Annotated in this window: 20 protein-coding genes; 12 read left to right on the top strand and 8 right to left on the bottom strand. The window is 68.2% G+C overall.

Annotated features, from left to right (window positions below):
* Window positions 1-15 precede the first annotated feature (15 nt).
* The 3 genes from fabV to ccoN form a co-directional block, all read right to left on the bottom strand.
* Entirely contained in the window at window positions 16-1212 is a 1197-nt protein-coding gene (fabV, locus tag RTK35_RS11760) for an enoyl-ACP reductase FabV (RefSeq protein WP_044410532.1), read from the bottom strand.
* A 321-nt stretch (window positions 1213-1533) separates the two neighbouring features.
* Complete coding sequence (locus RTK35_RS11765; protein ID WP_107328859.1) at window positions 1534-1776, bottom strand: cytochrome Cbb oxidase CcoQ; 243 nt, start codon at window positions 1774-1776, stop codon at window positions 1534-1536.
* A 10-nt stretch (window positions 1777-1786) separates the two neighbouring features.
* A complete protein-coding gene (gene ccoN / locus RTK35_RS11770) occupies window positions 1787-3211 on the bottom strand; it encodes a cytochrome-c oxidase, cbb3-type subunit I (RefSeq protein ID WP_074972937.1) in 1425 nt (474 codons plus the stop codon).
* Between the two features lie 267 nt (window positions 3212-3478).
* On the opposite strand from ccoN, the gene RTK35_RS11775 reads away from it, so the two are divergent.
* The 3 genes from RTK35_RS11775 to RTK35_RS11785 all read left to right on the top strand — a co-directional run bounded on the left by RTK35_RS11775 (window position 3479) and on the right by RTK35_RS11785 (window position 7483).
* Entirely contained in the window at window positions 3479-5149 is a 1671-nt protein-coding gene (locus RTK35_RS11775; RefSeq protein ID WP_316908072.1) for a nitrite/sulfite reductase, read from the top strand.
* Complete coding sequence (locus RTK35_RS11780; protein ID WP_208275989.1) at window positions 5146-5682, top strand: DUF934 domain-containing protein; 537 nt, start codon at window positions 5146-5148, stop codon at window positions 5680-5682. The genes RTK35_RS11775 and RTK35_RS11780 overlap by 4 nt, the downstream gene beginning before the upstream one ends.
* A 226-nt stretch (window positions 5683-5908) precedes the next feature.
* Entirely contained in the window at window positions 5909-7483 is a 1575-nt protein-coding gene (locus RTK35_RS11785) for a TerC family protein (RefSeq protein WP_160481696.1), read from the top strand.
* Window positions 7484-7538: 55 nt separating this feature from the next.
* Here the strand turns inward: RTK35_RS11785 and mscL are convergent, their stop codons facing one another.
* Together mscL and RTK35_RS11795 are read right to left on the bottom strand one after the other, a co-directional pair.
* On the bottom strand, window positions 7539-7955 hold the full coding sequence (gene mscL, locus RTK35_RS11790) for a large-conductance mechanosensitive channel protein MscL (protein ID WP_074972941.1): 417 nt from the start codon (window positions 7953-7955) through the stop codon (window positions 7539-7541).
* A gap of 65 nt (window positions 7956-8020) precedes the next feature.
* The gene (locus RTK35_RS11795) at window positions 8021-8308 is read right to left on the bottom strand and encodes a DUF1272 domain-containing protein (protein WP_074972942.1); all 288 of its coding nucleotides are present in this window, start codon (window positions 8306-8308) and stop codon (window positions 8021-8023) included.
* Between the two features lie 160 nt (window positions 8309-8468).
* Between RTK35_RS11795 and RTK35_RS11800 the strand changes: the two genes are divergently transcribed.
* The 3 genes from RTK35_RS11800 (at window position 8469) to radA (ending at window position 10467) form a co-directional block, all read left to right on the top strand.
* A complete protein-coding gene (locus tag RTK35_RS11800; RefSeq protein ID WP_044410511.1) occupies window positions 8469-8717 on the top strand; it encodes a YdcH family protein in 249 nt (82 codons plus the stop codon).
* A gap of 67 nt (window positions 8718-8784) precedes the next feature.
* The gene (locus RTK35_RS11805) at window positions 8785-9057 is read left to right on the top strand and encodes a hypothetical protein (RefSeq protein WP_044410508.1); all 273 of its coding nucleotides are present in this window, start codon (window positions 8785-8787) and stop codon (window positions 9055-9057) included.
* A 42-nt stretch (window positions 9058-9099) separates the two neighbouring features.
* A complete protein-coding gene (radA, locus tag RTK35_RS11810) occupies window positions 9100-10467 on the top strand; it encodes a DNA repair protein RadA (RefSeq protein ID WP_044410504.1) in 1368 nt (455 codons plus the stop codon).
* A 3-nt stretch (window positions 10468-10470) separates the two neighbouring features.
* Here radA and RTK35_RS11815 read toward each other — a convergent pair whose 3' ends face one another.
* Genes RTK35_RS11815 through RTK35_RS11825 form a run of 3 tightly spaced genes read right to left on the bottom strand, consistent with a single transcriptional unit; the run spans window position 10471 to window position 14270 of the window.
* Window positions 10471-10839 (bottom strand): PilZ domain-containing protein, encoded by a 369-nt coding sequence (locus RTK35_RS11815; RefSeq protein WP_142012104.1) that lies wholly within the window; start codon window positions 10837-10839, stop codon window positions 10471-10473.
* A gap of 55 nt (window positions 10840-10894) precedes the next feature.
* Window positions 10895-13069 carry a hypothetical protein gene (locus tag RTK35_RS11820; RefSeq protein WP_316908073.1) on the bottom strand — a complete coding sequence of 725 codons (2175 nt, stop codon included), beginning with the start codon at window positions 13067-13069 and terminating at the stop codon, window positions 10895-10897.
* Complete coding sequence (locus tag RTK35_RS11825; RefSeq protein WP_316908074.1) at window positions 13056-14270, bottom strand: DUF3142 domain-containing protein; 1215 nt, start codon at window positions 14268-14270, stop codon at window positions 13056-13058. Before RTK35_RS11825 ends, RTK35_RS11820 begins: the two co-directional genes overlap by 14 nt.
* 210 nt (window positions 14271-14480) lie before the next feature.
* On the opposite strand from RTK35_RS11825, the gene RTK35_RS11830 reads away from it, so the two are divergent.
* The 6 genes from RTK35_RS11830 to RTK35_RS11855 all read left to right on the top strand — a co-directional run bounded on the left by RTK35_RS11830 (window position 14481) and on the right by RTK35_RS11855 (window position 20306).
* Window positions 14481-14987 carry a DUF3015 domain-containing protein gene (locus tag RTK35_RS11830; protein ID WP_044410492.1) on the top strand — a complete coding sequence of 169 codons (507 nt, stop codon included), beginning with the start codon at window positions 14481-14483 and terminating at the stop codon, window positions 14985-14987.
* Between the two features lie 273 nt (window positions 14988-15260).
* Complete coding sequence (locus RTK35_RS11835) at window positions 15261-17327, top strand: carbon starvation CstA family protein (protein WP_316908075.1); 2067 nt, start codon at window positions 15261-15263, stop codon at window positions 17325-17327.
* Between the two features lie 13 nt (window positions 17328-17340).
* Window positions 17341-17544 (top strand): YbdD/YjiX family protein, encoded by a 204-nt coding sequence (locus RTK35_RS11840; protein ID WP_044410488.1) that lies wholly within the window; start codon window positions 17341-17343, stop codon window positions 17542-17544.
* A 257-nt stretch (window positions 17545-17801) separates the two neighbouring features.
* On the top strand, window positions 17802-18776 hold the full coding sequence (yjiA, locus tag RTK35_RS11845; protein ID WP_316908076.1) for a GTPase: 975 nt from the start codon (window positions 17802-17804) through the stop codon (window positions 18774-18776).
* Between the two features lie 82 nt (window positions 18777-18858).
* On the top strand, window positions 18859-19374 hold the full coding sequence (locus RTK35_RS11850) for a sigma-70 family RNA polymerase sigma factor (RefSeq protein WP_316908077.1): 516 nt from the start codon (window positions 18859-18861) through the stop codon (window positions 19372-19374).
* A complete protein-coding gene (locus RTK35_RS11855) occupies window positions 19371-20306 on the top strand; it encodes a DUF4880 domain-containing protein (protein ID WP_316908078.1) in 936 nt (311 codons plus the stop codon). The genes RTK35_RS11850 and RTK35_RS11855 overlap by 4 nt, the downstream gene beginning before the upstream one ends.
* Window positions 20307-20338 lie beyond the last annotated feature (32 nt).

A 20338-nucleotide genomic window follows, 5' to 3' on the forward strand; every position in this document is an offset into this window, starting at 1 on the left:
GAGCGGTGAAGCCGGTCAGAGCTGGATCAGGTTGGGGATCTGCACGTCCGGGTTCACGTCCTGCTCGTAGTCCACGCCGTCGATTTCGAAGCCGAACAGGCGCAGGAACTCGGTCTTGTAGCCGGTGAAGTCGGTCAGTTGGTACAGGTTCTCGTTGGTCACCTTGTTCCACAGGTCCTTCACGGTGTCCTGCACGTCCGGTTGCAGTTCCTTGTAGTCGGCTCGCAGGCGGCCGTCGGCGTCCAGGTGCGGCTCGGTGCCGTAGAGGCTCTCGCGGAACAGGCCGTCGACCTGTTCGATGCAGCCTTCGTGGGTGCCCTTTTCCTTCATCACCTTGAACAGCAGCGACAGGTACAGCGGCATCATCGGGATGGCCGAGCTGGCCTGGGTGACCACGGCCTTCAGCACGGAGACGCGGGCGTCGCCACCGGTGGCGGCGAGTTTCTCGCGGATGCCGAGGACCTTCTGGTCCAGGTCCTTCTTGGCGGCGCCGATGGAGCCGTTCCAGTACAGGTCGTGGGTGATCTCTTCGCCCAGGTAGGTGAAGGCGGTGGTCTTGGCGCCGTCGGCCAGCACGCCGGCTTCCTGCAGCGCGTCGATCCACATCTGCCAGTCTTCACCGCCCATGACCGCCACGGTGTGGGCGATCTCGGCCTCGGTGGCCGGCTCCATCACGCTTTCCTTGATCACTTCCTTGTCGGTGTCCAGGCCACGGAAGTTGACGGTCTTGCCGACCGGCTTGAGCACGGAGTTGAAGACTTCGCCGGTCTTGGGATGGGTGCGGCGCGGGGCGGCCAGGCTGTAGACCACCAGGTCGACCTGGCCCAGGTCCTGCTTGATGGTCTCGATGGTGACGCGCTTCACCTCATCGGAGAACGCGTCGCCGTTGATGCTGCGCGCGTACAGGCCCTTGGCCTGGGCGGCTTTCTCGAAGGCGGCGGAGTTGTACCAGCCAGCGGTGCCGGCCTTGGTCTCGCTGCCCGGACGCTCGAAGAACACGCCCAGGGTGTCGGCGCCCGCGCCGAAGGCGGCGGTGATGCGTGCGGCCAGGCCGTAACCGGTGGACGAACCGATGACCAGCACCTTCTTCGGGCCGTTGGCCACGGGGCCCTTGGACTCGACGTAGCGGATCTGTTCCTTGACGTTGGCCTCGCAGCCGGCCGGATGGGTAGTGACGCAGATGAAGCCACGCACGCGCGGTTTGATGATCATGGAAACCTCGGTTGCTAGATGCGGTAACAGCACATTCAGAAGCGGGAGACGTCGCGCATCGTAGATAAGACACCTCGGTTGTGGCCAGGCAGTAGCCGGGTGGACCGATAAGGGACACCCCTGAAAACTGTCTGCGTTGTCATCGCAGCGTTAAAAACCGGCTCAAAATGCTCATTTACCGCAAGTAAACTGCGCTTTTTCGCCGGTTTTTGCCTTGCGCTGACTGCCTCGCCTACGTTTTCAGAGGCGCCCTTAGGGGGCGGCCCACCCGGCATGACCGGGACGGGAGAGAGGGCCGCCCCGGCGCGCTCGTTGAGGCCCTCAGGCCTCCAGGTCGGTGCGGGTGGCGCAGCTGCCGTCGCAGCGGCCCGGGCAGCTGCAGCCGGTGCTGCTGCGCCCGGTGGCGCGCTCCATGCGCCGGGCCACGGGCTCGTCGTCGGCGAACGGCAGCATGGTGGCTTCGTCCAGCTGGCGCTGGCTGCGCCCGAGGCTGAGTTGCACGGCGACGAAGAAGAAGGCCACCGTGCCCAGGCCGAACAGCACGTTCAGGGTTTCGGCATCCATGCTCCGCTCCTCAGGCCGTGGCGCCGGCCGGGGCCGTCGCACGGTCGGTGGTGCGCACGGTGTGCCAGGTGTTCCAGGCCATCAGCAGCATGCCGCTGAGGAAGAACAGGCCACCGACGAAGCGCACGATGAAGCCGGGGTGGCTGGCCTCCAGCGCCTCGACGAAGGAGTAGGTGAGGGTGCCGTCGTCGTTCACCGCCCGCCACATCAGGCCCTGGGTGATGCCGTTGACCCACATGGAGGCGATGTAGAGCACGGTGCCGATGGTGGCCAGCCAGAAGTGCGCGTTGATCAGCCCGGTGCTGTACATCCGCTCGCGGCCGTAGAGGCGCGGGATCAGGTGGTAGAGCGAGCCGATGGAGATCATCGCCACCCAGCCGAGGGCACCGGCGTGCACGTGGCCGATGGTCCAGTCGGTGTAGTGGGAGAGGGCGTTGACGGTCTTGATGGCCATCATCGGGCCTTCGAAGGTGCTCATGCCGTAGAAGGCCAGGGACACCACGAGGAAGCGCAGGATGGGGTCGTCGCGCAGCTTATGCCAGGCACCCGACAGGGTCATCATGCCGTTGATCATGCCGCCCCAGCTGGGGGCCAGCAGCACCAGGGACATCACCATGCCCAGGGATTGAGCCCAGTCCGGCAGCGCGGTGTAGTGCAGGTGGTGCGGGCCGGCCCAGATGTACAGGGTGATCAGCGCCCAGAAGTGCACGATGGACAGGCGGTAGGAGTAGACCGGGCGCCCGGCCTGCTTGGGGATGAAGTAGTACATCATCCCGAGGAAGCCGGTGGTCAGGAAGAAGCCCACGGCGTTGTGCCCGTACCACCACTGCACCATGGCGTCGGTGGCCCCGGAGTAGACCGGGTAGGACTTGAACCAGCTCACCGGGATGGCGACGTGGTTGACGATGTGCAGCATCGCCGTGACCAGAATGAAGGCCCCGAAGAACCAGTTGCCGACGTAGATGTGCTTGGTCTGGCGCTTCATCACGGTGCCGAAGAACACCACCGCGTAGGCGACCCAGACGATGCCCATCCACACCGCCCCGGCGAATTCCACCTCGGCGTATTCCTTGGTGGTGGTCAGGCCCTGGGGCAGGGTCACCAGCAGGCAGATCACCAGGGCCTGCCAGCCCCAGAAGGTGAAGGCGGCGAGGCTGCCGCCGAACAGCCGCGCCTGGCAGGTGCGCTGCACGGTGTAGTAGCTGGTGGCGAACAGCGCGCTGCCGCCGAAGGCGAAGATCACCAGGTTGGTGTGCAGCGGCCGCAGGCGGCCGAAACTGGTCCAGGGCAGGTCGAGGTTCAGGGACGGCCAGACCAGCTGGGCGGCGATGAACACCCCCAGGCCCATGCCGACGATGCCCCAGACCACCGTCATCAGCGCGAACTGGCGCACCACCCGGTAGTCGTAGGCGGGTTCGATTTCTGCAGTCTTCATGCGGAAAACCTTCAGGAGTGGGAATGGCTGGCCGGCACTGCCGACCGGGGCGCCACTCTAGGAAGGCGGGGCGGGACGAAACAGCCTCAGTTTTGGCTGCTTTTAGGAGATCAGATTGGCGCCATCTGCTCCCAGGCGACACCAGGGGCGGCCTGGGTCATCTGATATCGGATTTCTGCTTCGATCTGATTCTGTTTCTGCGCCGGGGGGCTCGCCATAGTGGCTACCCGGACGATTGCCGCCTCCGGCGGCCCGATGAGGATCCCCATGTACCGATACGACGACTACGATCGCGCCCTGGTCCGCGAACGCGTCGCGCAGTTCCGTGACCAGGTGGCGCGGCGGCTGAGCGGCGAGCTGAGCGAGGAAGAGTTCCTGCCCCTGCGCCTGCAGAACGGCCTGTACCTGCAGAAGCACGCCTACATGCTGCGGGTGGCCATCCCCTACGGCACGCTGTCGTCGGACCAGTTGCGCACCCTGGCCCTCATCGCCCGGGAGTACGACCGGGGCTACGGCCACTTCACCACCCGGCAGAACATCCAGTTCAACTGGATCGATCTGGAGCGGGTGCCGGACATCCTCGAACGCCTTGCCGATGTCGACATGCACGCCATCCAGACCTCCGGCAACTGCGTGCGCAACATCACCACCGAGGCCTTCGCCGGGGTGGCCGCCGACGAGCTGCTGGACCCGCGCCCGCTGGCCGAGATCCTCCGCCAGTGGTCCACGGTGAACCCGGAATTCCTCTTCCTGCCACGCAAGTTCAAGATCGCCCTCTGCGCCGCCGAGGAGGACCGCGCGGCCGTGCAGATGCACGACATCGGCCTCTACCTGTACCGCGACGGGGACGGCGAGATGCGCCTCAAGGTGCTGGTGGGCGGCGGGCTCGGGCGCACGCCGATCCTCGCCCAGGTGATCCGCGAGGGGCTGCACTGGCGCCACCTGCTGTCCTATGTCGAGGCGGTGCTGCGGGTCTACAACCGCCACGGCCGCCGCGACAACAAGTACAAGGCGCGCATCAAGATCCTGGTCAAGGCCCTGGGCATCGAGGCCTTCGCCCGTGAGGTGGAGGCCGAATGGGAGCACCTGCGCGACGGCCCGGCCCAGCTGACCGAGGCGGAGTACGCCCGCGTGGCGGCCTCCTTCACCACACCGGCCTACGCCACCCTCGATGCCGCCGACCTGGAACATGGCCGGCGCCTTGCCGAGGACCCGGCCTTCGCCCGCTGGTGCGCGCGCAACCTGCAACCGCACAAGGTGCCCGGCTATGCGTCGGTGGTGATCTCCACCAAGCCCGGTCCCGAGGCCCCGCCGGGTGACGTGACCGCCGCGCAGATGGAGGCGGTGGCGGAGTGGGCCGAGCGCTTCGGCTTCGGCGAGATCCGCATTGCCCACGAACAGAACCTGGTGCTGCCGGACGTGCCCAAGCGCGACCTGCACGCCCTCTGGCTGGCCGCCTGCGAGGCGGGCCTGGCGACCCCCAACGTCGGCCTGCTGACCGACATCATCGCCTGCCCCGGCGGCGACTACTGCGCCCTGGCCAATGCCAAGTCGATCCCCATCGCCCAGGCGATCCAGGCGCGCTTCCGCGACCCGGCGCGGCTGGAGGCCCTCGGCGAACTGAGCCTGAACATCTCCGGCTGCATGAATGCCTGCGGCCACCACCACATCGGCAACATCGGCATCCTCGGCGTCGACAAGGGCGGCAGCGAGTGGTACCAGGTGACCCTCGGCGGCTCCCAGGGCATGTCGGCGGCCCTGGGGCGGGTGATCGGCCCGTCCTTCAGCGCGGCCGAAGTGCCCCAGGTGATCGAGCACATCGCCGACACCTACCTGGCGCACCGCGAGGGCGACGAGCGCTTCGTCGACACCCTCGGCCGCATCGGCCTGGAGCCGTTCAAGGCACGGGTCTACACCCGTGAGGAGGAACCGGCATGAACAACCTGATCCGCCTGCGCCAGGGCGTGCCCGGCCTGGTCGAGGACGACCCCTGGACCCTGGTGCGCCCGGACGAGGCGCTGCCGGACGGCGGGCCGCTGATCCTGCCGCTGGCGCTTTGGCAAGCCCGGCAGGACGCCACCGTGCTGGCGGGCGAACGCGTCAGCGAGGATGCGCTGCTGCTGCAGCCGGACGACGACGTGGAGGCCCTGCGGGACTGCCTCTACAGCCTGCCGCTGATCGCCGTGGACTTCCCCAGCTTTCGCGATGGCCGGGGCTACAGCCAGGCCTACCTGCTGCGCAGCCGGCTCGGCTGGGCCGGCGAGTTGCGCGCCGTGGGGGACGTGCTGCGGGACCAGCTGGCGCACATGCGCCAGTGCGGCTTCGACGCCTTTGCGGTGCGTGCTGACAAGTCCGCCGAGGACGCCCTCAAGGGGCTGGCCGGGCTCAGCGTGCTCTACGGCCGCTCGGTGATCGAGCCGCGCCCGCTGTTCCGGCGCCGCGAAGCCGATGTCACGATTGGTAAAAATTGACGGCTCGGGGGAAGGCCGCGTTCTGTCCTACGATGCACGTCCGTTTTTTCTGATCGGACCCCAATGGACAGCGACAGTACCCGGCCTCCCCCGGCCCCCTCCCTCTCCGGCGCCTCGCGCCTTCCCGTTCCCTGGCTCCCTGCCGTGAATCCCTTCGGCCTCCCGTTCCGCGCCCCTTCGGCGTGCCGGATGGCGGCTGCCCGTCGTTGCGGCGAGGAGGGCTGACATGGAGTGGATCGCCGACCCCACGGCCTGGCTGGGCCTCCTCACCCTGGTGGTGCTGGAGATCGTGCTGGGCATCGACAACCTGGTGTTCATCGCCATCCTCGCGGACAAGCTGCCGCCCCACCAGCGTGACCGCGCGCGCCTGATCGGCCTGTCGCTGGCACTGCTGATGCGCCTGGGCCTGCTGGCCAGCATCTCCTGGCTGGTGACGCTGACCGAGCCGCTGTTCGAGGTCTTCGGCCACGCCTTCTCGGGCCGTGACCTGATCATGCTGTTCGGCGGTGTGTTCCTGCTGTTCAAGGCCACCATGGAGCTGCACGAGCGCATCGAGGGCCATGCCCAGCCGAGCACCGGCAGCCGCACCTATGCCCTGTTCTGGCCGGTGGTGGCGCAGATCGTGGTGCTGGACGCGGTGTTCTCCCTGGACGCGGTGATCACCGCTGTCGGCATGGTCGAGCACCTGGAAGTGATGATGATCGCGGTGGTGATCTCCATCGGCCTGATGATCGTCGCCAGCAAGCCGCTGACCGCCTTCGTCAACGCCCACCCCACGGTGATCATGCTGTGCCTGGGCTTCCTGATGATGATCGGCTTCAGCCTCACCGCCGAAGGCCTGGGCTTCCACATTCCCAAGGGCTACCTGTACGCGGCCATCGGCTTCTCGATCCTCATCGAGCTGGCCAACCAGACGGTGCGCTGGCGCCGTCGCCGCCGCCAGGAGGAAGCCGGCGGCCTGCGCGAGCGGACCGCCCACGCGGTGCTGCGCCTGCTGGGTGGCCGTGGCGTGGAGGCCGACGAGGTGGGCGAGGAGATCGCCGACCTGGTGAAGGACAACGGCCGCGGCCAGGTGCCCTTCGACCGCCGCGAGCGGGTGATGATCAGCGGCGTGCTCGGCCTGGCCGAGCGCCCCATCCGCACCCTGATGACCAACCGCGTGGAAGTGGAGCGCATCGACCTGGCCGACAGCCGCGAGACGGTGTACGACGCGCTGCTGCGCTCGCCCTATTCGCGCCTGGTGGTGGTCCGTGACGCCGACGTGGACGAGCCCCTGGGCTACGTGCACAAGAAGGAACTGCTGCGCGCGCTGCTGCAGGGCCAGGTGCCGGAGATCGAGCCCTTGCTGCGCATCCCGCCCAACCTGCCGGAGAGCGCCTCGGTGCTCAGTGCCCTGGAGGAGATGCGCAAGGCCTCGACCCACGTGGCCTTCGTGGTCAACGAATTCGGTGGCTTCGAGGGCCTGCTGACCATGACCGACATCCTCGAATCCATCGCCGGCGAACTGCCGGACGCCAGCGAGGTGGACGGCCTGGATATCGAGCCCGTGGACACGGGCTGGAAGGTCAGCGGCGCGGTGAACCTGAGCCTGCTGAACGAGCGTCTGGGCTTCCCGCCCCGTGCCCAGGAGGGCTACCAGACGGTTGCCGGCCTGGCCATGAGCCTGCTGGACCGCCTGCCGGTGGTGGGCGACGCGCTGGAGGTGGAAGGCTGGCGCCTGCAGGTGATCGAGGTGAAGGAGCGTCGGGTCAACCGGCTGCTGCTGGAGCCGCCGCCCGGTCACCCGCGGCGTTCAGGCTGAGCCTGCCCCGTGAAGAACGGCGCCCTCGGGCGCCGTTCTTTCATTCACCTGCCGCTCAGGGCTGCTGTTTCTGCTGGGCCTTGAGCAGGTCGCGGATCTCGCTGAGCAGCTCCTGGTCCTTGGTGGGGGCCGGCGGTACTTCGGGGGCGGCGGCTTCCTCGCGCTTGAGCTTGTTGATCACCTTGACCCCCATGAAGATGGCGAAGGCCACGATCACGAAGTCGAGCACCGTCTGGATGAACTTGCCATAGGCCAGGACCACGGCCGGGGCGTTGCCCTCGGCGGCCTTGAGGGTGATGGCCAGGTCGGAGAAGTCCACGCCCCCGACCAGCATCCCCACCGGCGGCATGACCACGTCGCCGACGAAGGACGAGACGATCTTGCCGAATGCGGCACCGATGATGATGCCCACGGCCATGTCGACCACGTTGCCCTTGACCGCGAAGGCCTTGAATTCCGACAGCAAGCTCATGCGATTTCCCCCGGGGATTGGACTGATGGGCTGAAAGTGTAACCGAGTGTTCTGACAGCGCCATCCTACCGGTGTTGCGGTTCGGTGTAGCGGTAGAGCCGGCAGAAGTCCTCGTGTACCTGGGGATCGGGGCGCTTCTGCACCCGCACGCCGGCTGCCGGGTAGCGCCCCAGCAGCACCTTCGGGCGCACCGGGCGCGGGTAGAAGCCGCCGCCGCAGTTGGGGCAGACGTTGTGCAGCCGCTCGACGCAGTCGGCGCAGAAGGTGCATTCGAAGGAGCAGATGCGGGCTTCGGTGCTGGCGGGCGGCAGGGCGCGGGCGCAGGCTTCGCAGGTGGGGCGCAGCTCGAGCATCGGGGGTTCTCCTGGGGGGGCGACCGCTCATCCTAGTGCGCCCGCCAGGCGGCGCCCAGTCACGAGCGTTCACTGTAAAGCGGATGAAACAGGTGGCTGTCCGGTTGCCCAGGCTGGTCTAGCCTCTAGCTGCTGCTTCGGTCTTGCAAGGAGCCTTGCCATGCCTCTCGAACACCATGCCCTGGAACGCGAATTCCCTGATGATCACGCCACGATGCACGAGCTTCTCCAGCACAACGTGCACTTTGCCCGCCTGGCCGCCGAGTACCACCACCTCGACACGCGCATCTATGAAGTGGAGGACGGCCGGCATGCCCTGGATGACCTGCAACTGCACAGCCTGAAGATGAAGCGGGTCGCCCTGAAGGACGAGATCGCCCAGTTGCTCAGGGCCCATCAGGGCGGTTGACCGGCGTCAACGCGGTGCCTGGGGCGGCTGGCTAGGCTGGCCGCCTTTCCCCTTCGGAGCACTCGCCATGACGGCCTACGACACCCTTCCGAGCGCCACCCCCGAATCCGACCGCAAGGCCCAGTACGAGGCGCGCCGAGCCGAGGAACGACGTGATCGCCTGCGCCAGCAGCTGGACCTGCTGGACAAGCGCATCGCCCGCGTCCAGGCCGGCACCGAGCCGCTGGACGGCTCCAGCCTGCAGGCCCTGCAGATGCGACGCGAAGGCCTGGCCCAGGACCTGGCCCGCCTGCCACGCAAGGAAGGCTGCTGCGGCTGCGGGCGCGCCTGCAAGGGGTGATCCGCTATCATGCGGGCTTCGTTTTTCTGACGGAGTCCGCTGATGGCCAAGGCCAAGCGCATGTACGGCTGCACCGAGTGCGGCTCGACCTTCCCCAAATGGGCTGGCCAGTGTGCCGATTGCGGGGCCTGGAACACCCTGGTGGAAACCGTGGTGGAAGGGGCTGCCGCCTCGTCCTCCAGCGGGCGCGCCGGCTGGGCCGGCGGCCAGGCGCAGATCAAGACCCTGGCCGAGGTCAGCGTCGAGGAGATGCCGCGCTTCTCCACCGCTTCGGCCGAACTGGACCGGGTGCTCGGTGGCGGTCTGGTCGACGGTTCGGTGGTGCTGATCGGCGGTGACCCCGGCATCGGCAAGTCCACCATCCTCCTGCAGACCCTCTGCAACATCGCCACCCGCTTCCCCGCGCTCTACGTCACCGGTGAGGAATCCCAGCAGCAGGTTGCCATGCGCGCCCGTCGCCTCGGGCTGCCGGAAGACAAGCTCAAGGTGATGACCGAGACCTGCATCGAAAGCATCATCGCCACTGCGCGGGTGGAGAAGCCCAAGGTGATGGTGATCGACTCCATCCAGACCATCTTCACCGAGCAGCTGCAGTCCGCTCCCGGCGGCGTGGCCCAGGTGCGCGAGAGCGCCGCGCTGCTGGTGCGCTACGCCAAGCAGAGCGGCACGGCGATCTTCCTGGTCGGCCACGTGACCAAGGAGGGCGCCCTGGCAGGCCCCCGCGTGCTGGAGCACATGGTCGACACGGTGCTGTATTTCGAGGGCGAGTCCGACGGCCGCCTGCGCCTGCTGCGGGCGGTGAAGAACCGCTTCGGCGCGGTGAACGAGCTGGGCGTGTTCGGCATGACCGATCGCGGCCTGAAGGAGGTTTCCAACCCGTCGGCGATTTTCCTCACCCGCGCCCAGGAAGCGGTGCCCGGCAGCGTGGTGATGGCCACCTGGGAAGGCTCGCGGCCGATGCTGGTGGAAGTGCAGGCGCTGGTGGACACCAGCCACCTGGCCAACCCGCGCCGGGTCACCCTGGGCCTGGACCCGAACCGCCTGGCGATGCTGCTGGCGGTGCTGCACCGCCACGGCGGTATCCCCACCCACGACCAGGATGTGTTCCTCAACGTGGTGGGCGGGGTGAAGGTGCTGGAGACGGCCTCCGACCTGGCGCTGATCGCCGCCATCATGTCGAGCCTGCGCAACCGGCCGCTGGAGCATGATCTGCTGGTGTTCGGCGAGGTGGGCCTGTCTGGCGAGGTGCGCCCGGTGCCCAGCGGGCAGGAGCGCCTGAAGGAGGCGGGCAAGCATGGCTTCAAGCGGGCCATCGTGCCCAAGGGGAACGCCCCGAAAGAGGCGCCCCCCGGCTTGCGGGTCATCGCGGTGACGCGCCTGGAGCAGGCGCTCGACGCGCTGTTCGAGTAGCGCTCAAGCCTCCACAAGGGCGGCCAGGTCGCGCTCCAGCAGCGTCTCGTCGCCCAGGTTCAGCTCCATCAGCCGGCGCAGGTGGGCGATGGAGTCCAGGTCGATGTGCTGGCAGACGAAGCCCAGCTGGTCGTCATGGATCCGGGTGAGGACCACGTCCATGCGCACCAGGGCGTCCCGCGACAGGTGGATGACCGCCTGGAAGGGCTGGTCCCCGTCCCCGTTCCAATTATTCGGGCGGCTCAGCAGCAGGCCTTTCAGGGAGATGTCCTGCAGTTCGGCCTGCCATTGGCGCTCGCCCTGGATCAGTTCGGTCACGGCGTCGAACGCGACCCGGTGGAAGCGCCGTCGTTCGTGTTCTTTCTGGCTCATCGCTCAAGACTCCTGGGCAGTTTGGATCACTATAGACAAGGGCTAGAGTACCCGCTCATCCCCGACGACGACGCCAGGCCAGCAGCAGGCCGCCGGCCACCAGCAGTGCGCCGAGGCCATAGGCGGCATGGCGTCGGGACGGCGCCAGGGCGGTGATGGAGGCCCAGCGTTCTTTCCATTGGCGGGGCTTGGCCCGCTCGAAATCCGGATCTTCACACGTCTTGCCGAAGTTGCCGGCCCACTCCACGAACGGACCGTTCTCCACGTAACGGCGGTAAATGCGCCGGGCGCTGTCCAGATCGCGGTACTCCAGCCAACCGCTGGCCTGACACAGTGCAGCGGCGAAGGCCTGGCTGGTGTGCGGCAGTCGGTCGGCGGCGCGTTCGGCCAAGTCCGCCGCCACCCAGCGGTAGTGGAAGCGGCGGTTGGGCTCGGCCAGTGCGCTGTTCTGGCGCCTGGCTTCGTCTTCGCTCAGCCAGCCGGCCGGGTCCTGTCGTTCCACCTGGAGCTGGTAGTAGTTGCCTTCGTAGACCTTGAAGTCCGGCGACATCTCGTAGCCCAGCAGCTCCATGCCGCGCCAGCGTGCCAGGACGGCGGCGGTGTAGTAGGCCTCGGCCTGGCCGATGTCGGTCCAGCGGCTCTCCGCCTCCCGGCGTGCCCGGGCGTACTCGCGGGCGATGGTGCGCAGCTCCTCGGTGGCGAAGTAGGCCGGTGCCTCGTCGTAGCGCCCTTCGCGCATCAGGCGACGGCCCAGCAGCTCCCGCAGCAGGGTGGCAATCGGGCGAGGCAGGTAGGCGTCGCCTTGGGCTTGGTCCTGCGGATTGGGCGCTGGCACCTTGGCGTCGACGAAGCCCTTCAGCTCGTCTGCGGTGAGCACCCGTTCGGCGAGGGTGGCGGTGTCTTCCCAGTAGATCTCGCCGCTGCGGTAGAGCATGTCCAGGGCGTCCAGGTAGTCGCCTCGCTTAAGCGCGAGGACGGCGCGTTCGCCATCGACCCGGCAGTGGGGCTTCACCGTCTCCAGGTAGCCGTCGTCGTCGCGCCGGTAGGCCCAGCTCTCGTCCTCGGGGAAGGCCTGGGAGGCCTTGGCATAGGCCTGGGTGGCCGTAGTGATGTCGCCGTCGTGCAGCGCCACCTTGGCGCGGATCCACCAGGCGAGGCCCGAGTCGCCGGCCTTTTCCAGCAGGCGCCGGGCCGTGTCGTACTGGCCGCTCTGGTAGGCCAGGGTGGCGAGGCGGTCGGCATTGGGCAGGGCCGGTTCGTCCAGCGACAGCAACAGTTGGACGAGGGGCTTCTCGGCCTCGGTCTGGCCCTCGTAGTCCCAGCCGATTCGGGTCAGCAGGCGGGTGGTCAGCAACTGCTGGACCTCCGGAACCTCCAGCAGCGGGCGCAACTGATCCACCGGCATCTGCGCCAGTTCGCTGGAGAGGAACTTGAGGGAACTGATGCCGACGCTGGAGTTCAGCGCCGCCTGGTTGGAATAGAAGCGGATGGCCTGGCCCCAGTCGCCGGCGTCCTTGGCCACGCGGGCCTCTTCCCCGAGGCTGGCGGCGGCCAGCTCGAGGGGGTCGGGGAAACCGTCCAGAACCAGTTGGCGGGTCAGCTGGAAGGCCTCGCGGGCGGCCTGGGCGTGGGCCTGCCGGCGCTGCTCGGCCTCGGCATCGGTGGTCACGTCGTCGGAAGCGGGCAGGTTGCGGCTCATTTCCGCCTGTGCGCGCCCCAGGGAATAGGCCGCCCAGGTGCTGCGGGCCCGACGTTGGTCGGCGGGCAGGGCGAGCAGGCGGCGGAAGTAGCCGCTGGCCTCTTCCCCGTCCCGGCGGAAGGCCACGGCGCCGGCGATGTAGAGACGCTGCTCTTTTGGCAGGTCGCCGGCCTGGGCTTCCACCTGGGCGGGGTCATCCAGGGCACGCAACTGCTCGACGCGCTGGGCCACGTCGCGTCCCAGTTCGTCCCGCTCCACCCACTCCCGCTGGCGCACGTAGTTCTCGTTGTCCGCCTCCCAATAGATCACCAGGGTGGCCTGGCTCACCGGTTTGAGCCCAGCGATGGGCGGGGCCAGGTGGGTGGCTTCGAAGACGAAGTTGTTCTCCGGCATCTCGGCCAGGGTGCGGGCGCGGTTGTCCAGCAGGGTCAGGTTGAAGTCGGGCCCGCAGGCCAGGGCCTGGTTGGCTAGCGGCAGGGCCAGGGCGATGGCCAGGGCCAGGCGGGCGAGGGGCCGATCAGGGCTGTGCATGGAGTCCTCCTTGAGCAGGTGCATGGCAGCGGGCCCAGCCCAGCGCTCGGCGCTGGCCCGCTTGCAGGTAGAGGGTGGGGCCGGCCTCGCGTTCCAGGCGCAGGCCGGCGTCGTCCGTGACGAGGCGATAGCCCGGCAGGGCGTCATGGGCGAAGCAGTCATGGGCGGCCAGTTGCAGGCGAGCGGGCAGCGCTGCCGGGGCATTGCCGAGGTTGGCCAGGGTCAGTTCGTTGAGCTGGGGGTCGTTGTCCGGGCGTCGCACGTCCAGGCGCAGGTCGGCTGCCAGTGCTTCGCCCCGGGCCACCGCCATCAGCGTCGCCAGCGGCCAGGCGCGGCGATCCCCGGGCAGGGGCAGGCGGAACCAGATCAGGCCCGCCAGGTGTGCGGGCGGGTCGCGGCGCAACCGGGCGACCAGCCCGGCGACCTGCTGGGGATCGGCCATCCATTCCTGGCGCGCCCCGGCGATGGGCAGCGGTGCTTCGCTCTCGACCTGAACGCCGTCGTCGGAGCGGATCAGGCCGGCGCCGTAGGCGGGCAGGGCGAGGAGGAAGGGCGTGGGGCTGATGGCATCCCAGCGGCGCGCCCATTCCAGGGCCTGGCGCTCGTCGAACAGGCCCTTCTCCGGCGCGCTGACACCGTGCACCTGGAGGACGCTGCCGTCGACCTGGGCGAGCACGTCCGGCAGGCGGGGGCTCGATAGCCAGGCGGGTAGGGCGGTGATGCCGAGCTGCATGCCGGTGGGCAAGCTGGCGCGCAACTCGCCGAGGAAGCGGGCGTAGTCCGCCAGGCGCGCGCTGGCGCAGTCGTGGTCGATCTCCACCGCGACCGGGGTGAGCCCGGTGCGTTGCCAGTCCGCCAGCAGGCTGCCGATCTCGTCCCGTGCGCGCTGGCTGTCCAGTTGCGGCAACTGGCCGTCCAGGCGCACCACGGCAACCCAGGGGCGGCCGTCCTGGCGCAGCAGGTCGGTGTCGATGCGGGCCCGCGACCAGCCGGCGCCCGGGTGGGCCTGGAGGGCCAGTACGCGCAGGGTGGAGAAGGTGGCGTGGCTGGCGCGCAGGGCCTCGGCGTGGGCCGGGGTCCATTGGCGTTGCCAGACGTAGAGCTGCTGGTCGAGCGGCGGCGAGTGCCCGTCCCGGCAGGCGGCCAGCATCAGCAAGGCTGCGAAGAGTGCCGCGATCCTGCGGCGGAGGGGGCCGGTCATGGACGGTCATCGATGGGGCAGGCGGGCCTGCTGGCCCGGTCGCGGCGGATTAGACTCCCAATCCCCGGCGCCGGCAAGGGGCGCCCGCCAACCCGTTCACATCCCCGGCGACCGCTCGCCGGATGGTTGGCCGTTCGGTTTGACAGCCGCTTTCCTGTCACCAAAGCTGCATGAGCTATTCACCTTCTGATTACCTGTGGAGTGCAGCTAATGGACAACCGACTGCTGGTCAAAGGTCTGATTGCGGGATTGCTCTGTGTTGGCAGCGTGGCGGCTCATGCCGATGCTGCCGGCGGCAACGGATGCGGCTGGGGCAACATGCTCTTCGAAGGGCAGCGCGGCATGGCCCCCCACTTCCTCGCCACCACCACCAACGGCACCTCGGGCAACGCCACCTTCGGCATGACCTCCGGGACCAACGGGTGCGACACCAGCGTCAAGCTGGGCTATGGCGGCCGCTCGATGCTGGCCATGAACGGCATGCTCGACAACATCGCCGAGGACATGGCCCAGGGCCAGGGCGAGGCGCTGGATGCCTACGCCACCCTGCTGGGCGTGGAGAAGGCCGACCGTGCCCACTTCGCCAAGATCACCCAGGAGAACTTCGCGCAGATCTTCTCCGCCCCCGACGTGACCGGCGAGCAGGTGCTGGCCAACACCCTTGACGTGATGAGCCGCGACCAGCAGCTGGCGCGCTACGCCAAGCAACCGGCCTGATCGGCAGGAGCAACGAAGAAGCCGGGCGATGCCCGGCTTTTTCATGCCTGCGGGATATGTGAGGGGGCATGCGCAGCGCGCGCCGGCGTGACGGGCAGCGTTGCGGGTGTCCTCAGCCCCTTCCTGCGATTTTCTGCGTGAGGAAGGAAATCCATCGAAGGTGTCTTCCGGCTCGGTTGTCGGAAGGCTCTAGACCAATGTCTAGACCTCAATCGGGGCAGATGGGACTAAGCTTGCGCGGCAGCTTGTCTGTCCATCCATTGGGAGTCTCCTATGAACAATAACAACAGCGTCGCGCGCCACCTGCCCTGGGCAGTGCTGGCCGTCATCGGCGCCAGTGCCTTGGGCGTGGTCGCGTTGCGCCGCGGCGAGGCCATCAACGCCTTGTGGATCGTGGTGGCAGCCGTGGCGCTCTACCTGATCGCCTACCGCTACTACAGCCTGTTCATCGCCAGCAAGGTGATGCAGCTCGATCCGACCCGCGCCACTCCGGCGCTGATCAACAACGACGGCCTGGACTACGTCCCGACCAACAAGCACATCCTCTTCGGCCACCACTTCGCCGCCATTGCCGGCGCCGGCCCGCTGGTGGGCCCGGTGCTCGCCGCACAGATGGGCTACCTGCCCGGCACGCTCTGGCTGATCGCCGGGGTGGTGCTGGCCGGTGCGGTGCAGGACTTCATGGTCCTGTTCATCTCCACCCGCCGCAACGGCCGCTCCCTGGGTGAGCTGGTGCGCGAGGAAATGGGCCAGGTGCCTGGCACCATCGCGCTGTTCGGCGCCTTCCTGATCATGATCATCATCCTCGCGGTGCTCTCGCTGATCGTGGTGAAGGCCCTGGCCGAGAGCCCCTGGGGCATGTTCACGGTGATGGCGACCATCCCCATCGCGGTGTTCATGGGTGTGTACATGCGCTACATCCGGCCGGGCCGAATCGGTGAGATCTCGCTGATCGGTGTGGTCCTGCTGCTGGCCTCCATCTGGCTGGGCGGCCAGGTCGCCGCAGACCCGGTCTGGGGGCCGGCGTTCACCTTCACCGGGATCCAGATCACTTGGATGCTGATCGGCTATGGCTTCGTCGCCGCCGTGCTGCCGGTGTGGCTGATCCTCGCCCCGCGCGACTACCTGTCCACCTTCCTCAAGATCGGCACCATCATCGCCCTGGCCATCGGCATCCTGGTGACCATGCCGATGCTGAAGATGCCGGCCCTGACCCAGTTCATCGACGGCACCGGCCCGGTGTGGAAGGGCAACCTGTTTCCCTTCCTGTTCATCACCATCGCCTGTGGTGCGGTGTCCGGCTTCCACGCGCTGATCAGCTCCGGCACCACGCCCAAGCTGCTGGCCAGCGAGACCCACGCCCGCTACATCGGCTACGGCGGCATGCTGATGGAGTCCTTCGTCGCCATCATGGCTATGGTCGCCGCCTCGGTGATCGAGCCGGGCGTGTACTTCGCCATGAACAGCCCGCCGGCCGTGGTCGGCTCCGACGTCGCCGCCGTGGCGGCCACCGTCAGCAGCTGGGGCTTCACCATCACCCCCGAGCAGCTGGAAGCCACCGCCCGTGACATCGGCGAGCACACCATCCTGGCCCGTGCCGGTGGTGCGCCGACCCTGGCCGTGGGCATCGCGCAGATCCTCCACCAGGTGCTGCCGGGCGAAAACACCATGGCGTTCTGGTACCACTTCGCGATCCTCTTCGAGGCGCTGTTCATCCTCACCGCCGTGGACGCCGGCACCCGTGCCGGGCGCTTCATGCTGCAGGACCTGCTGGGCAACTTCGTCCCGGCGCTGAAGAAGACCGACTCCTGGTTCGCCAACGTGCTCGCCACCGCCGGTTGCGTGGCCCTCTGGGGCTGGCTGCTGTACCAGGGCGTGATCGACCCGCTGGGCGGCATCAACACCCTGTGGCCGCTGTTCGGCATCTCCAACCAGATGCTCGCCGGCATCGCCCTGATGCTGGGCTGCGTGGTGCTGATCAAGATGAAGCGCCAGCGCTACGTGTGGGTGACGCTGATCCCGGCCACCTGGCTGCTGATCTGCACCACCACCGCCGGCCTGATCAAGCTGCTGGACCCGAACCCTGCCGTCGGCTTCCTGGCCCTGGCCAAGAAGTACAGCGACGCCGCCGCCGCCGGCCAGGTGCTGGCACCGGCCAAGGACATGGCGCAGATGCAGCACGTCATCTTCAACGCCTACACCAACGCCACCCTGACCGTGCTGTTCCTGTTCGTGGTGCTCAGCGTGCTGTTCTATGCCGTCAAGGTCGGCCGTGCCGCCTGGAGCAAGCCCGAGCGCAGCGACAAGGAAACGCCGTTCCAGCCGATCCCGGACGCCTGAGGAGTGAACGCGCATGTTCAATGACCTGAGCCGCATGGGTAAGTACCTCGGGCAGGCCGCCCGGATGCTGGTGGGCATGCCCGACTACGACACCTACGTCGAGCACATGCGCAACAAGCACCCGGACCAGCCGGTGATGAGCTACGAGGCGTTCTTCCGGGAGCGCCAGGAAGCCCGTTACGGGGGCGGGAAAGGGCGGCCCATCCGCTGTTGCTGAAACCTGCCCCGCCAGGCTGCTGCGCTTGGCATCTTGGAGGCGGGCAGTGCTCGGAATCCTCATGTACTGGAGTACATTGCGGTTCCTGCGCGCTGGTCGCCACCAACCTGCCTGCGCTCGCGACGCCTGGCGAGACAGGTTGATAGTTACCCACGCGCCACGACTCGTCGTGGCGCTGTTCTTTCTGCTCCGCGCACCGCCGAAACACCCATGACCTGCCTTCCGCGCAGGTCACCGCCACATTGAGGAATGCCCTGATGTCCGCACACCTCCCCATCCCCGTCACCGTGCTCACCGGCTTTCTCGGTGCCGGCAAGACCACGCTCCTGAAGCACATCCTCAAGGCCGAGCACGGCCTGAAGATCGCGGTGATCGAGAACGAATTCAGCGAGACGCCCATCGATGGCCAGCTGCTGGGCGACGAGCCCGTGCAGGTCATGACCCTGGCTAACGGCTGCGTCTGCTGCTCCATCCACGTCGAGCTGGAGAAGGCCCTGTTCCTCCTGCTGGAGCGCCTGGACGCCGGCGAACTGGCCTTCGACCGCCTGGTGATCGAGTGCACCGGCCTGGCCGACCCGGCGCCCGTGGCGCAGACCTTCTTCGCCGATGAAGCCCTCTGCGAGCGCTACGTGCTGGACGGCATCATCACCCTGGTGGACGCCGTGAATGCCGAGCGCCACCTGGCCGAACCCATCGCCCAGGCCCAGGTGGGGTTCGCCGACCGCATTCTGGTGAGCAAGCGCGACCTGGTGGACGAGGCGCACTTCGACGCCCTCAGCCAGCGCCTCGCGCGGATCAACCGCCGGGCGCCGGTGCGCGTCGTCGACCACGGCCGCATCGAGCTGGCCGAGCTGCTCGACGTGCGCGGCTTCAACCTCAACGCCGATATCGGCCCTGTGCTGACCTTGCGCCCCGTGCGCCCGGCTGCCACCCCGGACCGCATCGGCACCCTGGTGCTCAAGAGCGACACGCCGCTGGACATGGAGCGCCTCAGCGCCTTCATGGAAGGCCTGCTGGAGCGCCACGGCAACGCCCTGCTGCGCTACAAGGGCGTGCTCGCGGTGGCCGGCGAAGCCCGTCGCCTGGTGTTCCAGGGCGTACTGCGCCTTTACGGCTTCGACTGGGACCGCGAGTGGGAGGCGGACGAGCCGCGCGAGAGTGTGATGGTCTTCATCGGCGACAACCTCCCGGAAGACGAGATCCGCGCCGGATTCGAAGCCGCCGCCCACTGAGCGTCATCGGTGATTGGAATGCCGCTTGAAAGTAAATAGAATCACTCGCATTTGATTCTTTTCCTCTTTCGGCGTGCCCCGTATGACCGATGCCGTAGCGGCACCCGGCGACACCCCCGGTTCGCTCTACCGTGAGCACCGCAGCTGGCTCGAAGGCTGGCTGCGGCGCCGCCTGGGCAACGCCTGGGATGCCGCCGACCTGACCCAGGACACCTTCGTCCGCGTGCTGGCGGCCCACCAGCAGCGCACCTTGCCGACCCTGGCCGAGCCACGCGCCTACCTGCTCACCATCGGCCGCCGCCTGCTGATCAATCACCACAAGCGCCGCAGCCTCGAACAGGCCTACCTGGACGCCCTGGCCTGCCTGCCCGAGGCCGAGGTGCCGTCGCCGGAGCAGCGCTGGCTGGTGCTGGAAGCCCTGCACGCCCTCGACGAACTGCTGGACGGCCTGCCCCTGGCGGTGCGCCGGGCCTTCCTCTGGTCGCAGCTCGAAGGGCTGGACTACGCCCGTATCGCCGAGCGCCTGGCGGTGTCCGAGCGCACGGTGAAGCGCTACATGGCGCGTGCCTACGAGCACTGCCTGTTGGTGGAACTGTGAGCGCCCACGCTGCGGAACCGGCGCGGCGCATCGCCCGCGAGGCCGCGCAATGGCTGGTGCTCCGGGACGCCGGCGGGCTGGGCCCGGAGCAAGCGGCTGCGCTGCAGCACTGGCGCGCCCTCAGCGAGGCCCACGAGGCCGCCTGGCAACGGGCCGAGACATTACGCCAACGCTTCGCCGGGTTGCCCGCGCCCCTGGCCCTGGCCAGCCTGGACCGCCCCGACCTTGGCCGGCGCCGCGCGCTCAAGCAGGTGCTGGGCCTCGCCACCCTCGCCCCGGCAGCCTGGCTGGCCTACCGCCAGGCGCCCGTGGCCAGCTGGCGCGCGGACCTGCGCACCGCCACTGGTGAACGCCGCGACGTCGACCTGCCCGGTGGGGGCCGCCTGCACCTGAACACCGCCAGCGCGGTCAACCTCAGCCCCGGCGTCATCGAGCTGGTGGCCGGCGAGATCGCCGTGGAAACCCCCGACCCGCTGCGGGTCGAGCGGGCCGAAGGCCGGCTGCTGACCGACGCAGCGCGCTTCTGCGTGCGGCAACTGGAGGCGGGCTGCCTGGTGTCGGTGGAAGCGGGCACGGTTCGCCTGCACCCTGCGACCGGGCAGGTGGTGGCGCTGTCTGCGGGCCAGCGTGCCGGCCTGCTCCCGACAGGCACCACGCCGGTGACGCGCTTCGACCCCGAGCAGCCCGACTGGCGGCAGGGGGTGCTGATTGTCGAGAACCGCCCCCTCGGCACCGTGCTGCGCGAGCTGGATCGCTACCGCCCCGGCCTGCTGCGCTGGGACGCGGCACTGGAGGCGCTGCCGGTGACCGGCACCTTCCGCCTCGACGACACCGACCGCGTGCTCGCACTGCTCGCCGCCACCCTGCCGCTGGAGGTGCACTACCGCACGCGCTACTGGGTCTCCCTGGTGCCGCGTGCCCATGTCGGGTGAAGGCTGTCCCTTTTTTTCGCGTCGCTTGTCAT

Source organism: Pseudomonas sp. zfem003, assembly GCF_032621675.1.
Classification (GTDB): domain Bacteria; phylum Pseudomonadota; class Gammaproteobacteria; order Pseudomonadales; family Pseudomonadaceae; genus Metapseudomonas; species Metapseudomonas otitidis.